Genomic DNA, 14,502 nt, shown 5'->3' on the forward strand with positions numbered 1-14,502 from the left:
GAGCTCGCCCGACCGGAAGGACACCATGCCCGCCTACGCCATAGCTCACCTGCAAGAGGCCGCTCCGCACCCGGAGATCGTCGAGTACATCGAGCGCATCCCCGCCACCTTCGAGCCGTACGGCGGACGCTTCCTCGTGCACGCCACGCAGCACGAGGTGAAGGAGGGCAGCTGGCCCGGGCATGTCGTGGTGATTGGCTTCCCCGGGATCGCCGAGGCGCGGGCTTGGTGGGACTCACCCGCATACCAGGAGATCGCACCGCTGCGCTCGCGGCACATCGAGGGTGACATCATCCTGGTCGAAGGCGTCCCGGGGGGCTACGACCCGACTGCCACCGCAAAGGCGATGCGAGAGGCCCTTCCTGCCGAGTAGCCCTCGGGCTCGGCCGGGCACACGTGTTCACTACGCGCTACGGCACACCGTTCGAGCTTCGCAACTTCAACCGCCGGTTCGTCGACCGGTCGGCCAGGGCGGGCGTCCGCCGGATCTGCTTGCACGACACTCGGCGGTCTGCACGCACGTGCCGTCAGAATCGACGCGTCGGGCACTCCGCAAGCTCGGCAAGCACCTTGGGAAGCAAGATCCAAAGTAGTTGCTGTACTTCGCTGATGTACGGCACGCCAAAGCCCCCGTCGGTGACCACCGACGGGGGCTTTGAGCTGCGTGGACCTGAGGGGATTTGAACCCCTGGCCCCCTCGATGCGAACGAGGTGCGCTACCGGACTGCGCCACAGGCCCTTGCAACGAGGGAAACTCTAGCATCCGCGTCCGGGTGCTTGGAAATCCGTTCCTGGCTGGTCAAGGGTGGGGCTTCTGGGGCGTTGCCACTCGCTCGTCACTCGTTGGCGGCGCGCGGTCGGTCGCCGTCCTCGTACTGGTCGAAGAGCGGAGTGCGGCCCCGTTCGCGGGCCCGGCGGGCCGAGGCGGCGCGGCGTGCGTCCGCGGCGCCGTCCGGGTCCGCGTCGGGCTCGGACGGCTCGTCCTCCGGCGTCGGATTCGCCCCGGCCGCGGGGCGCTCCGCCGCGCTGGAGCGTGCCGAACTCCACGCGTCCGGTGCACCCAGGTCGACGCCGGCCGTGGCGCGCGGGGCGACAGGGGCCGTCACGTACGTCGGCAGTGGCACCGGGACGGGGTCCCAGCTGTCGCCGCCGGCCGGACCGCGTCGGCGTTCGCGCTGCTGGTCGACCCACTCCGCGTGATCGGTCTGCTCGACGAGGGCCCGGCGGTCGGCGGCCAGTGCGGACAGGCCGGAGTCACTGGTCGGCTCCGGTCCGTCCTCCGGGTCGTCCGCGGCGGACGGCTCGGCGGACGGTCGCCGCCTCGGCTGCCGTTCCCGCAGCCGCTGCGCCGCGGCCTCGGCGCGCCTTCGGTCCATCGTGTACGTGAACCTCCGCCGCTCCTGGGAGCGCAGATACGCGATGTAGACGCTCAGCATTATCGCCGGCACTCCCGGCGCCCACAGGAACGCGAGCCCCCCGACAGCCGCCACAATCGCTCCGAGCGTGAAGGCGAAGAAGAGGACCGTGGTCGTACGCCGTCGGCGCGCGAGCACCTTCGAGCGCCGGGCGCGCGCGGCGGCCTCCGCCGCGGCAGCCCGGCGCGAACGAGCCGATGAGGAGGACGAGGGCGAGGACTGTGCCGGTGAGGACGACGGCTTGGCGCTCGGCTTCCCTCCCGGCTTGGACGCCTGCTGAGGCACCGGCCTGGCACCGGCCGAACGGCCCGCCTGCGACGCCGACTTGGCACCGGGCTTGGGCGAACCCGCCGACCCCGGCCTGGACGCCGGGTCAGCCGCCCGCTTCCCGGAAACGGCACCTGAAGCCGAAGGCCCACCCTCCGCCTCGGGCCGACCCTCACCGCGTGCGCCCCGCGCATCGTCCCGTGCGTCCGCGACCTTGCCCCGTGCCTCGCGCCGGGTCTGAGGCATGGCGAAGGCCCGGGCGTCCACCGATTCGGTAAGGCCGTCCGGTTCGGCGGCGTGCTCCCCCTCTTCGGTGGAGCGCGCCCGCAGGTCCTTGGCGTATCGGCGCTCCATCCCCGCCCGTCCGGACAGTAACCGGATGGCAGTGCTGAAGCGTTCCGTCGGACGGGCCTCATTCAGCTCGTCCTGCCTACGGAGCCACATGGGCACCAAGTAGGCGGCCCAGGCCCCGACAATGACTGCGTAGATGAGGCCGCTGCTGCTCACGCCTCACACGGTAGAGGGGTTTGCGTGAGGCCATCTGCCAATTCCGCCGGTGTGTCGCACGATCTGGCTGATATTTCGAGCTTTTTTTGCGACCGATGTGATCAGCAGGCCACCGAGAGCGGGAAATTAATGCCCGAGGGCAGTCGATCGCCGATCATTTTCGAACACGTATTTCATTTGCTCGGTGTTAGGCGGTGTTAGGCGGTGTTCCGTGGGGTGTCCCGCGGCGAGTTTTCGGACGTGTTCCGCGAGCGAGTCCGCCGCCAGCGGCTGAGCAGGCCCTCAGGGATCTCTTCCGCCGTGAGCGCGAAGACGAGGTGGTCGCGCCAGGCCCCGTCGATGTGAAGATAACGTGGACGAAGCCCTTCCTCGCGGAATCCGAGTTTCTCCACGACCCGGCGGCTGGGGCCGTTCTCGGGGCGAATGCAGACTTCGATGCGGTGCAGCCCGATGGTGCGGAAGCAGTGGTCGACCGCGAGAGCAACGGCTGTCGGCATCACTCCGCGTCCGGCGACCGCCTGGTCCACCCAGTAACCGACATGGCCCGAGCACATCGAGCCCCAGGTGATTCCGGCGACGGTCAACTGCCCGACAAGCCGCCCCTGGTACTCGATGACGAACGGCAGCATCCGGCCCGCGTTGGCCTCGGCGCGCAGGTGCCGGACCATCTGGCGGTAGGTCGGCCGGTGCGCTATCGGCCCGGTGGGTGTGGGCGGCGGAATGGTGGCTTCCCAGGGGCGCAGCCAGTCACGGTTGCGCCGGTTGACGTCGCGCCAGGCCCGGTGGTCGCGCATCTTTATGGGCCGGAGGACGACATCACCGTCCACCAGCTCGACCGGCCAGGATGGGCTGTTCAGCTCGCACCCCCGCTGCCGCTGGGTCTGGGGTGATCGCCACCGCGGAGCTGGTCCACGGCGTGGATCAACAGGGGCCGCAGAACGGCGAGTCCGTCCCTGACCCCGCCGGTGGAGCCCGGCAGGTTCACGATCAGTGTCCGCCCGGCGACTCCGGCCAGTCCCCGGGACAGCGCCGACGTCGGCACCTTCTCCCTTCCGAACGCTCTGATGGCCTCCGCAATGCCCGGCACCTCGTGGTCGAGGACGCTCCGGGTCGCTTCGGGGGTGCGGTCGGTGGGCGAGATGCCGGTGCCTCCGGTGGTCACGATGACGTCGTACCCCGCCTCGACGCCCTCGCGCAGGGCGGCCTCCACGGGGTCCCCGTCGGGCACTGTCCGCGGTCCGTCCACCTTGAAGCCGTACGAGACGAGCCCCTCGGCGATCAATGGGCCGCCCTTGTCCTCGTAGACCCCGGCGGCAGCGCGGTTGGATGCCGTGACGACAAGGGCGCGATACGTCATGTCCGGCTCCAGTCGCCCGACTTGCCGCCCGTCTTCTCCTCGACGCGTACGTCCGTGATGACCGCCCCCTTGTCGACCGCCTTGACCATGTCGATCACGGTGAGTGCCGCCACGCTGACCGCGGTGAGGGCTTCCATCTCCACACCCGTACGGTCGGTGGTCTTCACGGTGGCCAGGATCTCGACGGCGTCGTCCGCTACCGACAGATCAATCTTGACACCCGCCACTGACAACGGGTGGCACAGCGGAATCAGGTCCGGTGTGCGCTTGGCGCCCATGATGCCCGCGATGCGCGCGGTGGCCAGTGCGTCACCCTTGGGGAGGCCCTCGCCACGCAGCAGCTCGATCACCCGGGGCGAGACCAGGACCCGGCCGCTGGCGCGGGCGGTGCGCGCGGTCACGTCCTTCCCGGACACGTCGACCATGCGGGCGGCGCCCGCCTCGTCGATGTGGGTCAGTCGGTCGTTGGTACTCATGGCGCTCCCGGTCGGGCCTGTTGTGCGCGACACGGTACCGCCATCCCGGCCCGGTCAGCCGAGGAGTACCACCTCGACCTCGGCGCCGGGCTCCACGGATTCCACTGTCTCGGGGACCACGATCAGCGCGTCGGCCCGGGCGAGGGCCGCGATCAGGTGCGAGCCGGCACCGCCGACGGGGGTCACTTCTCCGTTCGCGTACCGCCCGCGCAGGAACTGACGGCGTCCGGCGGGCGAGGTCAGCGCCTTGTCCGTCTGCAGGACTGCCCTGGTGGTGGGCCGGTGGATGTCGTCGACACCCATCAGGGTGCGGATCGCGGGGCGTACGAACAGCTCGAAGGAGACGTACGAGGACACGGGGTTGCCCGGCAGCGCGAGCAGCGGGGTGTGGTCGGGGCCGATGGAGCCGAAGCCCTGGGGCTTGCCTGGCTGCATGGCGAGCTTGCGGAATTCGATGCCGCTGCCGGGCTCGTCCTCGTCGCCGACGGACTCCAGTGCCTCCTTGACGACGTCGTACGCCCCCACGCTGACGCCGCCCGTGGTGACCAGGAGGTCGGCGCGGATGAGCTGGTCCTCGATGGTGGCCCGGAGGGTCTCGGCGTCGTCGGCGACCGCACCCACGCGGTAGGCGATGGCTCCGGCGTCGCGGGCGGCGGCGGTCAGCGCGAAGCTGTTGGAGTCGTAGATCTGGCCGCTGCCCAACTCCTCGTCGGGCTGGACTAGTTCACTGCCGGTGGACAGGACGACCACGCGCGGGCGCGGGCGCACGCGTACCGTCCCCCGGCCGATCGCGGCGAGCAGAGCGATCTGGGGCGGGCCGAGGACGGTGCCCGCTTCCAGGGCGCGGTCCCCGGCCTTGACGTCGCTGCCCTTCCCGCGCACGTGCGCGCGTGCCGGAGCCGGGCGGTGCACCTGGACCTGGCCGGACGCGCCCTCGGGGGCCGTGCTGTGGGCGCGCATCCGGGAGACGGGGCCCTCGCCGAGGCCGCCGTCGGTCCACTCCACGGGGACGACGGTCTCGGCGCCCGGCGGCAGCGGGGCGCCGGTCATGATGCGGGCGGCCTCGCCGGGGCCCACCTGGAGCGGCCCGGCAGGACCCGCCGCGACGTCCCCGACGACCCTGAGGACGGCCGGGAACTCCTCGCTCGCGCCCGCGACATCGGCGACCCTGACCGCGTACCCGTCCATCGAGCTGTTGTCGAACGGCGGCAGGGAGACCGGCACCGTGACGTCCTCGACCAGGACACAGCCCTGGGCGTCGAGGAGTTGCAGCTCGATGGGTTCGAGGGGGCGGACGGTCGTGAGGATGTCCTCCAGGTGCTCGGTCACCGACCAGAGGTGGTCCTGGCCGGTGACGTGGGTCGCGGCGCTGCTCAAAGTTGCTACATCTCCTCGGTGACGTAACTGCGAAGCCAGGTCCGGAAGTCCGGGCCCAGGTCTTCACGTTCGCACGCGAGTCGGACAATGGCACGCAGGTAGTCGCCTCGGTCGCCGGTGTCATAGCGGCGACCCTTGAAGACGACGCCGTGCACGGGTCCGCCGACCTTCTCGTCGGCGGCGAGCTGCTGGAGGGCGTCGGTGAGCTGGATCTCGCCGCCGCGGCCCGGCTCGGTCTTGCGGAGTATGTCGAAGATGTGCGGGTCGAGGACGTAGCGCCCGATGATCGCGTAGTTCGACGGGGCGTCCGCCGCGGACGGCTTCTCGACCAGGTCGTGGACCTTGACCACGTCGCTGTCCGCGGTGGTGTCGACGGCCGCGCATCCGTAGAGGTGGATCTGCTCGGGCGCGACCTCCATGAGGGCGATGACGCTGCCGCCGTACTGCTCCTGGACCTCGACCATGCGCGCCAGCAGGGGGTCGCGCGGGTCGATCAGGTCGTCGCCGAGGAGGACGGCGAAGGGCTCGTGGCCGACGTGCGGGGCGGCGCACAGGACGGCGTGACCGAGGCCCTTGGGGTCACCCTGGCGCACGTAGTGCATGGTCGCGAGGTCGCTGGACTCCTGCACCTTGGCGAGCCGGTTGGCGTCGCCCTTCTTCTGAAGGGCCGATTCCAGCTCGTAGTTGCGGTCGAAATGGTCCTCAAGGGGGCGCTTGTTGCGGCCTGTGATCATGAGGACATCGTCGAGGCCCGCGGAGGCGGCTTCCTCGACCACATACTGGATCGCCGGCTTGTCGACGACCGGCAGCATCTCCTTGGGAGTGGCCTTGGTGGCCGGCAGGAACCGGGTACCGAGGCCTGCTGCGGGGATGACAGCCTTGCTGATCCTGGGGTGTGCCTGAGTCATGCCCGTCACCTTATCCGGTGCCATTGTTCGGAATATGTGGCTCCGGTTAATTCGCTCTCATATGAGTGCATCAGCGAGAGTACGGGAGCCAGTTGTGAGTCTGCCGAGACCGGATGCGGAGCCTGGCAAGCGAATGTTGCGTCAGGAGTTCCTCCTGGTGAGAAGCCGGTTGACGGCTGATGACGGGCGGGAAACGGAAGCCTCCCTCGCCGCCCGCGCCGTGGAGCTGCCCGAACTGGCGCAGGCGCACACCGTGGCGGCGTACGTCTCCGTGGGGAGCGAGCCGGGTACGCGCGCGCTCCTCGACGCGCTCCACGCGCGCGGGGTACGCGTTCTGTTGCCGGCCCTGATGGCGGACAACGACCTGGACTGGGGTGCGTACGACGGTGAGGGCTCACTCGTCCGCGTACAACACCGGGGAAAAATGGCCCTCCTGGAGCCCGCGGGCGAACGGCTCGGACCGGATGCCGTGCTCTCGGCCGACGCAGTCCTGCTGCCGGGGCTCGCCGTGGACGCGCGCGGGATGCGGCTCGGTCGCGGTGGCGGGTCGTACGACCGGGTGCTCGCGCGCCTGGAGAGGGCGGGGGCCGATCCGGCGCTGGTGGTGCTGCTGTACGACTCCGAAGTGGTCGATCGTGTCCCTGAGGAACCGCATGACCGGCCAGTGCACGCGGTGGTCACCCCTTCGGGAGTACGTCGCTTCCGTCGGCGCCCGTAGAGACTGATCTGCCTGGAGAGGCAGATCTGCGAAATGGCCCTCCACGCGCGCGTGGAGGGCCATTTTCACGGTGAGGCCTGCCGAAGGCCGTCTGTCCGGCTCAGGGCTTCAGCAGCAGCGTGTCCTCGGTGTTCTCGTCGACCGCCCTCTTCGTGGAGACCCAGTCCAGCAGCTCGCCCTTGGCCCACTTGTCGGTCTGGTCGATGTAGTGGGCGTTGTAGGCGTGCCCGGAGGCGCCGGTGAGATTGATCCACTTCGACTTGTCGAAGTCGTCGAGGTTCACCACCATCCGCATCGACGGCACCCAGACCACGGTGTAGCCGCCCGCGGCGTTCCAGCCGGTGGCGCTGACCGCGGCCTCGCCGCCGCCCATGTTGTACGGGCCACGGTTGAGCATGAACTGCAGGAAGCCGGGGCCGTCGGTGCCCATGGTCTGGTTCTTCAGGTACAGCCGGTGCAGGCGGCCCCAGTTCCAGGTGTCCATGTCCTTGCCGAGCTTGGCGGTCAGCTCCCAGCGGGCGTCCTCCAGGGCCCGCCCGAAGAGCTCGTCGCGGTTCGTGGCCGGGTGGTCGGTGCGGTTGCCGGGCGCCTGCCACCAGTCGCTGTCCTCGTCGTCGAGGATCGACCTGACCACCTCGAACCAGCGGTCGCCGCCGTCCGGCTGCGCGCTGTCCGCGTCACGCTGGCCGCACTCCCGCACCCGCCGGTCCTCGTCGGCCGGACCGGTGGTGTCGACCGGCTCGACGTACAGGCACTGGCCCTCGACCCGCAGTTCCTTGGGCAGCTTGTTGCCGAACGCGAGCTTCAGGATGTTGCGCCAGACCGCGTTGAAGTAGGCGGCTGCCGCCGAATCGGCGTCCTGGGTGTAGTTCCAGCCCTCGAGGAGCTTCTGCCCGTCCCGTACGTCCTTGTCGGGGACGTCGATCTTGAGCAGCAGGGGCACCAGAAGCTTGGCGATCTCGCTGCTGTTGTCGAGCTGCATCTGGCGCATGTCGTCGGTCGAGACCTTGCCGCCGCCCTTGAGCTTCGACTCGATGAGATCGGTTATCCGCTGACTGCGTGTGCCGTAGCCCCAGTCCGTGGTCAGCGTGTAGGGGTACTTCTCCTTGTCGACGACGGCCTGGTTGGCGGTGACTATGTAGCCGCGTTCCGGGTTGTACTCGTAGGGCAGCTCGGACTGCTTGATGTAGCCGGTCCACTCGTACTTGGAGTCCCAGCCCGGCGACGGGAGCGAGCCGTCGCCCTCACCGCGCTTGGGGATCCTGCCGGGCAGCTGGTAGCCGATGTTGTTCTCCGTGTCGGCGTAGACCAGGTTCTGCGAGGGCACGTCGAACAGGGCGGCGGCCTTGCGGAAGCCGTTCCAGTCGGTGGCCTTGTTCATCGCGAAGACGGCGTCCATCGAGGTGCCGGGGTCCAGGGCGGTCCAGCGCAGGGCAATGCCGTAGCCGTCGCCGCGGTCGGGTGCCTCCTGGTCGACGGTGGCTTTCTTGCCGACCTTCACGAGCTCGTCGTCGCGGTCGGACAGCAGCGGCCCGTTGTTGGTCTCCCGGACAACGATGGTCTTGCTGGCGCCGCCCGCGACGTCGATCTTCTCCTCGCGGGTGGTGAAGGCCCTTACCTTGCCGTCGTACTCGTAGCCGTCCCCGGTGAGCTTCTCCAGGTACAGGTCGGCGACATCGGCACCGGAGTTGGTCATCCCCCAGGCGATGTTCTGGTTGTGGCCGATTACCACGCCCGGCAGGCCCGCGAAGGTGTACCCGGAGACGTCGTACTGGCACTTCTCGGAGACGCTCTTGCAGTGCAGGCCCATCTGGTACCAGACCGACGGCAGCGACGGCGACAGATGCGGATCGTTGGCAAGGAGCGGCTTGCCGCTGATGGTGTGGGCGCCGCCGATGACCCAGGAGTTCGAGCCGATGCCGTTGCCGTTCACACCGACGGCCGTGGGGACGTCGTCCAGTTCTTCGTAGAGGTCCGACATCTGGCTCTGGAGACCGTCCGGGGCCGTGGCGCCGCCGGCGAGCCCGGAGTGCCCCTCGGACGCGTCCGTGCTGCCGCTCTGCTCGTACTCCTCGGTGGTCCGGTTGTACTCGCCCTCCTGCACGATCGTCTTGTTCCGGCCGTACGGGTACTGCGGGTACAGGTCGGCGATCTGCTGCGGGCCGAGACGGCTGGTCATCAGGGAGCGGTCGATCTCGTCCTGCATGTTGGCGCGCAGGTCCCAGGCCATCGCCTTGAGCCAGGCCACCGAGTCGACCGGAGTCCACTCCGCGGGCTTGTAGTCGTTGGAGAAACCGAGCGCCGCGTACTCCAGGGAGATGTCCTCGCCGTCCTTGCCCCGGAGATAGGCGTTGACTCCCTTGGCGTACGCCTGGAGGTACTTTTTCGTCTCGGCCGACAGCGTGGTCTCGTACTCCTCCTCCGCGACCCGCTTCCAGCCGAGGGTGCGCAGGAACTCGTCGTTGTCGACCTGATCCTTGCCGAACATCTCGGAGAGCCTGCCGGACGTCATGTGGCGGCGTACGTCCATCTCGTAGAACCGGTCCTGCGCCTGGACATAGCCCTGCGCCATGAACAGGTCCTCGTCGGTGGCGGCGTAGATCTGCGGGATCCCGTTGCCATCACGTTTGACGTCCACGGGTCCTGACAGACCGTCCAGTTCGATCGATCCCTTGGTCTGCGGGAAGGAGGCGCGCACCGTGCTGATGGACCAGAACGCCCCGTACCCGACGCCCCCGATGATGGCCAGGACCAGGACGATCAAGATCAGACGGGTTCTGCGCCCCTTCTTCCTGCCGGACTTGCCGCGCGTCTGACCAGAAGAAGAGGTGGTGTTGGGGGGCATCGCTGTCCTTGCTGTCCTCACGCGAGCGGCAGGCGGGGCCGTGCTTTTGACTGAACGCTGGAGCAACCATAGGTCAGGGCTCGACGCGCCTTGACGCGGAGTCGGGAACGGACAGCTTCAGGCAATCGAGGCCACATTCGCGATCGTCAAGAAAGCGTCAAGAGTTAGGTAAGCTAACGAAGCACTTGCACCACCGAGACACGAAGCACCTGCACCACCGAGAGGGGAGCACCCCCTGACTGTCCACGACCTCAACCAGCTCCTGCTCATCTGCTCGCTCGTTCTGCTCGTCGCGGTGGCAGCGGTTCGCATCTCCTCGCGCAGCGGGCTCCCCAGCCTGCTCGTCTACCTGGGCATCGGCGTCGCCATGGGGCAGGACGGTGTCGGCGGCATCCAGTTCGACAACGCCGAACTGACCCAGGTCTTCGGGTACGCGGCCCTGGTCGTGATCCTGGCCGAGGGCGGTCTCGGCACGCAGTGGCGGGAGATCAAGCCGGCGCTTCCGGCCGCCTCGTCACTGGCGCTGGTGGGGGTCGCGGTGAGCGTCGGCGTCACGGCAACGGCGGCCCACTACCTGATCGATCTGGAGTGGCGGCAGGCGCTCATCGTCGGCGCGGTGGTCTCCTCGACGGACGCGGCGGCGGTCTTCTCGGTGCTGCGCCGAGTGCCCCTCCCCGCGCGCCTGACGGGCATGCTGGAGGCCGAATCCGGCTTCAACGACGCTCCGGTGGTCATCCTCGTCGTCGCCTTCTCCACGGCCGGTCCGGTGGAGCACTGGTACGCGCTGCTCGGCAAGATAGTCCTGGAGCTGGCCATCGGCGCGGCCATCGGGCTCGCGGTGGGCTTCCTCGGCGCGTACGGGTTGCGCCATGTGGCACTGCCCGCCTCCGGCCTCTACCCGATCGCCGTCATGGCCATCGCGGTCATGGCGTACGCGGGCGGCGCGCTCGCCCACGGCAGCGGCTTCCTGGCCGTGTATCTGGCGTCGATGGTGCTCGGCAACCAGAAGCTGCCGCACTGGCCCGCCACCCGCGGCTTCGCCGAAGGGCTCGGCTGGATCGCCCAGATCGGCATGTTCGTCCTGCTCGGCCTGCTGGTCACGCCGCACGAGCTGAAGGACGACATCTGGCCCGCGCTCGTCATCGGCCTGGTGCTGACCATGGTGGCGCGTCCCCTGAGCGTCGTGATCGCGCTGCTGCCGTTCCGGCTGCCGTGGCAGGAGCAGGTCCTGATGTCCTGGGCGGGCCTGCGCGGCGCCGTGCCCATCGTCCTGGCCACGATCCCGATGGTGAGCGGCGTCGCGGAGAGCCGTCGCATCTTCAACATCGTCTTCATACTGGTCGTCGTCTACACGCTCGTACAGGGCCCGACTCTCCCCTGGCTGGCCCGGAAGCTGAGCCTGGACAAGTCCGCCGCCGAGGCAGCCGACCTGGGCATCGAATCGGCGCCCCTGGAGCGACTGCGCGGACATCTGCTGTCCGTCGCGATCCCGGAGGCGTCGAAAATGCACGGCGTCGAGATCAACGAGCTACGGCTGCCCCCGGGCGCCGCGGTCACGCTGGTCGTACGGGACGGAGAATCGTTCGTCCCGCTGCCCACGACGATCCTGCAACGTGGCGACGAACTCCTCGTGGTGGCCACGGACCCCGTCCGGGACGCGGCCGAGCGCCGACTGCGGGCGGTCGGACAGGGCGGCAAGCTGGCGGGATGGCTAGGGACGGGCGGCAATGGCACTTCGTAGGTGAAAGCGGCCAAGATTCTCGCTTTCCCAGGGGCACGATTATTGATGCCTGTAGGATGAAGGCGCACTCAGATCGAACCACCTCTGCCTGACGCAGAGCTGGCGCGACCGTATGGCGGCCGCTGCCCTCACAGGGGGCCCGGTATCTACCGCAGTTCCGCGCAAGAGGACAGCTCTCGGCGCCTCCCGCACGGGCGCGCTACCAGGTGGCAGAAAGGCTTGGGCCGTGGCATCCACGGTCACCTCCGAGTCCCCCAGGACATCGGGCTCCTCCCGCCCCGGATACGGGCAACTGCTGCGCACGCGTGGCGCCTGGACGTTCCTGCTCCCCGGCTTCGCCGCGCGGCAGCCGTTCGCGATGCTGACGCTGTCCCTCGTACTGCTCGTGCAGCACACCACCGGCTCGTACGGGGCTGCCGGTGCCGTCGCCGCCGTGACCGGTGTCTCCATGGCGCTGTTCGCGCCCCTCACCGGACGTCTCGCCGACCGTCACGGACAGCGCGCCGTCCTGGTGCCCGGCGTCCTCGTCCACACCCTGGCGGGTCTCTCCCTGACGGCGCTCGCGCTCACGGACTCTCCCCTGTGGACGCTGTTCGCGGCGGCCGTCCCGACCGGCGCCTCCGTGCCACAGACAGGGCCCATGGTGCGGGCACGCTGGGGCGTCAAACTCCAGGGCTCACCCCTGATGACGACCGCGGCCGCCTTCGAGTCCGTCACCGACGAGCTGACCTTCGTACTCGGCCCGCTGCTGGCGACCGCGCTGTGCACCACCGTGGACCCGGCGGCCGGCCTGCTCACGGAGGCCGCCTTGACCCTGATCGGCGGCCTGCTGTTCGCGGCTCAGAAGAGCACGCAGCCCGCTGTACGTCTCGAGGGGCCCGCGCGCGTGAAGCACGCTTCCGCTGTGTCGGTCCCCGGAGTACGTGTCTTGATCGTGGCCTTCCTGGGCATCGGTTCCGTCTTCGGCGGTCTGCAGGTCGCACTCGCCGCGTTCACCGAGTCGATCGGCGAGCCCGGCCTGAACGGCGTCCTGTACGGCACGTTCGCCGCGGGCAACATGCTCTCCGGGATCGTCTGCGGCGCCATCGCCTGGAAGACGGCCCCGCGCCGCCGTCTGGTCATCGGGTACACGGCACTGGCCCTGACCGCCTCCGGTCTGTGGGCCGCGGACTCCGTGGTCGCCCTCGCCGGAGTCGGCCTCCTGGTCGGCATGTGCGTCGCGCCCGCCCTGATCACCGGCTACACACTGGTCGACGGCATGGTGCCGGCAGGCGCCCGCACGGAGGCCTTCACCTGGCTGACCGGCGCCGTGGCGCTCGGACAGGCGGCGGCCGTCACCGTCGCCGGACAACTGGAGGACCGTCTCTGGGACGGCGCCGGCTTCCTCGTCCCGATGGGCGGGACGCTGCTGGCTCTGGCGACGCTCGTGGCCCTGCGCTCGCGGCTCGTGCCCAGGCCGGCCGGCCGGACCGTCGCACGTGGCGTCGGTCACCGCGTACCGCTGGCAGTGGACTGAACGCGAGGAATAGGTCACTATTGATGGTCGTTAGCACTCATCGAGTGAGAGTGCCAGGAGGAAGACAAGTGCCGACCTATCAGTACCAGTGCACCGCATGCGGCGAGGGCCTCGAGGTGGTGCAGAAGTTCACCGAGGACGCCCTGACCGAGTGCCCCAGCTGTGATGGCCGCCTGAAGAAGGTGTTCTCCGCTGTCGGCATCGTCTTCAAGGGCTCCGGCTTCTACCGCAACGACAGCCGCGGCTCCTCGTCGAGCAGCTCGACGGCCAAGTCGTCCTCCTCGTCGAACGCCGCCTCCACGACCTCGTCGTCCACCACGACCTCGTCCTCCTCGGACTCGCCGTCGTCCGGCACCGGCACCTCCTCGAGCAGCAGCTCGGCCGCGTAAGCGTTTCTTGCGAGACCCTGTCGTCGTACGACGGCGGGGTCCGCGGCGTTTCCGGGCCCGGTTAGGGTGCGGTCATGGCGAACACGGAGAACGCCGAGATCGGCGTCATTGGCGGCTCGGGCTTCTACTCCTTCCTCGACGACGTGACCGAGATACAGGTGGCCACGCCCTACGGGGCGCCCAGCGACTCCCTCTTCCTTGGCGAGATCGCCGGGCGGCGGGTCGCCTTCCTCCCCCGCCACGGCCGCGCCCACCATCTGCCGCCGCACCGCATCAACTACCGCGCCAACCTGTGGGCGCTGCGCTCCGTCGGGGCGCGCCAGGTCCTCGGGCCCTGCGCGGTCGGCGGGCTGCGTCAGGAGTACGGCCCTGGCACGCTGCTCGTACCGGACCAGATGGTGGACCGTACGAAGTCCCGGGAGCAGACGTACTTCGACGGGATGCCGTTGCCCGGCGGCCAGGTGCCGAACGTGGTGCATGTGTCCCTTGCCGACCCGTACTGCCCCGTCGGTCGCAGGGCCGCGCTGGAGGCGGCCCGCGGCCAGGACTGGGAGGCGGTGGACGGCGGGACCCTCGTTGTGGTCGAGGGGCCGAGGTTCTCCACCCGCGCCGAATCGTTGTGGCACCAGGCGCAGGGCTGGTCGGTGGTGGGCATGACCGGGCATCCCGAGGCGGCGCTCGCCCGTGAACTCGAGCTCTGCTACACGTCGTTGACCCTGGTCACCGACCTCGACGCGGGCGCCGAGACCGGCGAAGGCGTCTCGCACGAGGAAGTGCTGCAGGTGTTCGCGGCGAATGTGGAACGGCTGCGGGGTGTGCTGTTCGACGCGGTGGCCGGACTGCCTGAGAACGACGCGCGGGATTGTCTGTGCGCGAAGGCGCTGGGCGGAATGGACCCCGGGTTCGAGCTGCCGTAGGACGGCCCGGGGCCTCTCAGTGCGGTTCGGTGGACGGCTCGGAGGGCTCTGGCTCGGGGCTCTGGGGAC

The 14,502-nt window shown here is 69.3% G+C and carries 13 protein-coding genes and 1 tRNA gene; 6 read left to right on the forward strand and 8 right to left on the reverse strand.

The window, feature by feature from the left end:
• Positions 1-25 precede the first annotated feature (25 nt).
• Positions 26-373, forward strand: a complete 348-nt coding sequence (locus tag ACGFNK_RS05730) for a DUF1330 domain-containing protein (protein WP_393412316.1) — start codon at positions 26-28, stop codon at positions 371-373.
• A gap of 292 nt (positions 374-665) precedes the next feature.
• Here the strand turns inward: ACGFNK_RS05730 and ACGFNK_RS05735 are convergent.
• The 7 genes from ACGFNK_RS05735 to galU all read right to left on the reverse strand — a co-directional run bounded on the left by ACGFNK_RS05735 (position 666) and on the right by galU (position 6,307).
• Positions 666-739: transfer RNA gene (locus ACGFNK_RS05735), tRNA-Ala, on the reverse strand.
• Between the two features lie 97 nt (positions 740-836).
• Positions 837-2,189: a gephyrin-like molybdotransferase receptor GlpR gene (gene glpR / locus ACGFNK_RS05740; RefSeq protein ID WP_393412318.1), complete on the reverse strand. Its 1,353-nt coding sequence runs from the start codon at positions 2,187-2,189 to the stop codon at positions 837-839.
• A gap of 197 nt (positions 2,190-2,386) precedes the next feature.
• The gene (locus ACGFNK_RS05745) at positions 2,387-3,016 is read right to left on the reverse strand and encodes a GNAT family protein (RefSeq protein WP_344394867.1); all 630 of its coding nucleotides are present in this window, start codon (positions 3,014-3,016) and stop codon (positions 2,387-2,389) included.
• Between the two features lie 26 nt (positions 3,017-3,042).
• Positions 3,043-3,546: a molybdenum cofactor biosynthesis protein B gene (locus ACGFNK_RS05750; protein ID WP_386354113.1), complete on the reverse strand. Its 504-nt coding sequence runs from the start codon at positions 3,544-3,546 to the stop codon at positions 3,043-3,045.
• On the reverse strand, positions 3,543-4,022 hold the full coding sequence (gene moaC / locus ACGFNK_RS05755; RefSeq protein WP_386354115.1) for a cyclic pyranopterin monophosphate synthase MoaC: 480 nt from the start codon (positions 4,020-4,022) through the stop codon (positions 3,543-3,545). The genes ACGFNK_RS05750 and moaC overlap by 4 nt, the downstream gene beginning before the upstream one ends.
• 54 nt (positions 4,023-4,076) lie before the next feature.
• Positions 4,077-5,399, reverse strand: a complete 1,323-nt coding sequence (gene glp / locus ACGFNK_RS05760) for a gephyrin-like molybdotransferase Glp (protein ID WP_393412321.1) — start codon at positions 5,397-5,399, stop codon at positions 4,077-4,079.
• A 5-nt stretch (positions 5,400-5,404) separates the two neighbouring features.
• Positions 5,405-6,307, reverse strand: coding sequence for a UTP--glucose-1-phosphate uridylyltransferase GalU (gene galU, locus ACGFNK_RS05765; RefSeq protein WP_386354119.1), 903 nt, complete (start codon positions 6,305-6,307; stop codon positions 5,405-5,407).
• Between the two features lie 133 nt (positions 6,308-6,440).
• Between galU and ACGFNK_RS05770 the strand changes: the two genes are divergently transcribed.
• On the forward strand, positions 6,441-7,025 hold the full coding sequence (locus tag ACGFNK_RS05770; RefSeq protein ID WP_393412323.1) for a 5-formyltetrahydrofolate cyclo-ligase: 585 nt from the start codon (positions 6,441-6,443) through the stop codon (positions 7,023-7,025).
• A 100-nt stretch (positions 7,026-7,125) separates the two neighbouring features.
• Here the strand turns inward: ACGFNK_RS05770 and ACGFNK_RS05775 are convergent, their stop codons facing one another.
• On the reverse strand, positions 7,126-9,870 hold the full coding sequence (locus tag ACGFNK_RS05775) for a penicillin acylase family protein (RefSeq protein ID WP_393412325.1): 2,745 nt from the start codon (positions 9,868-9,870) through the stop codon (positions 7,126-7,128).
• A 235-nt stretch (positions 9,871-10,105) separates the two neighbouring features.
• Between ACGFNK_RS05775 and ACGFNK_RS05780 the strand changes: the two genes are divergently transcribed.
• The 4 genes from ACGFNK_RS05780 (at position 10,106) to ACGFNK_RS05795 (ending at position 14,433) form a co-directional block, all read left to right on the forward strand.
• The gene (locus tag ACGFNK_RS05780) at positions 10,106-11,611 is read left to right on the forward strand and encodes a potassium/proton antiporter (protein ID WP_393413251.1); all 1,506 of its coding nucleotides are present in this window, start codon (positions 10,106-10,108) and stop codon (positions 11,609-11,611) included.
• A gap of 226 nt (positions 11,612-11,837) precedes the next feature.
• Positions 11,838-13,127: an MFS transporter gene (locus tag ACGFNK_RS05785; RefSeq protein WP_393412327.1), complete on the forward strand. Its 1,290-nt coding sequence runs from the start codon at positions 11,838-11,840 to the stop codon at positions 13,125-13,127.
• A 68-nt stretch (positions 13,128-13,195) separates the two neighbouring features.
• The gene (locus ACGFNK_RS05790) at positions 13,196-13,516 is read left to right on the forward strand and encodes an FmdB family zinc ribbon protein (RefSeq protein ID WP_393412329.1); all 321 of its coding nucleotides are present in this window, start codon (positions 13,196-13,198) and stop codon (positions 13,514-13,516) included.
• A gap of 74 nt (positions 13,517-13,590) precedes the next feature.
• A complete protein-coding gene (locus tag ACGFNK_RS05795) occupies positions 13,591-14,433 on the forward strand; it encodes an S-methyl-5'-thioadenosine phosphorylase (RefSeq protein ID WP_386354129.1) in 843 nt (280 codons plus the stop codon).
• The last annotated feature ends 69 nt before the right edge of the window (positions 14,434-14,502 follow it).

Source organism: Streptomyces sp. NPDC048825 (assembly GCF_043198355.1).
Taxonomy (GTDB): domain Bacteria; phylum Actinomycetota; class Actinomycetes; order Streptomycetales; family Streptomycetaceae; genus Streptomyces; species Streptomyces xiangluensis.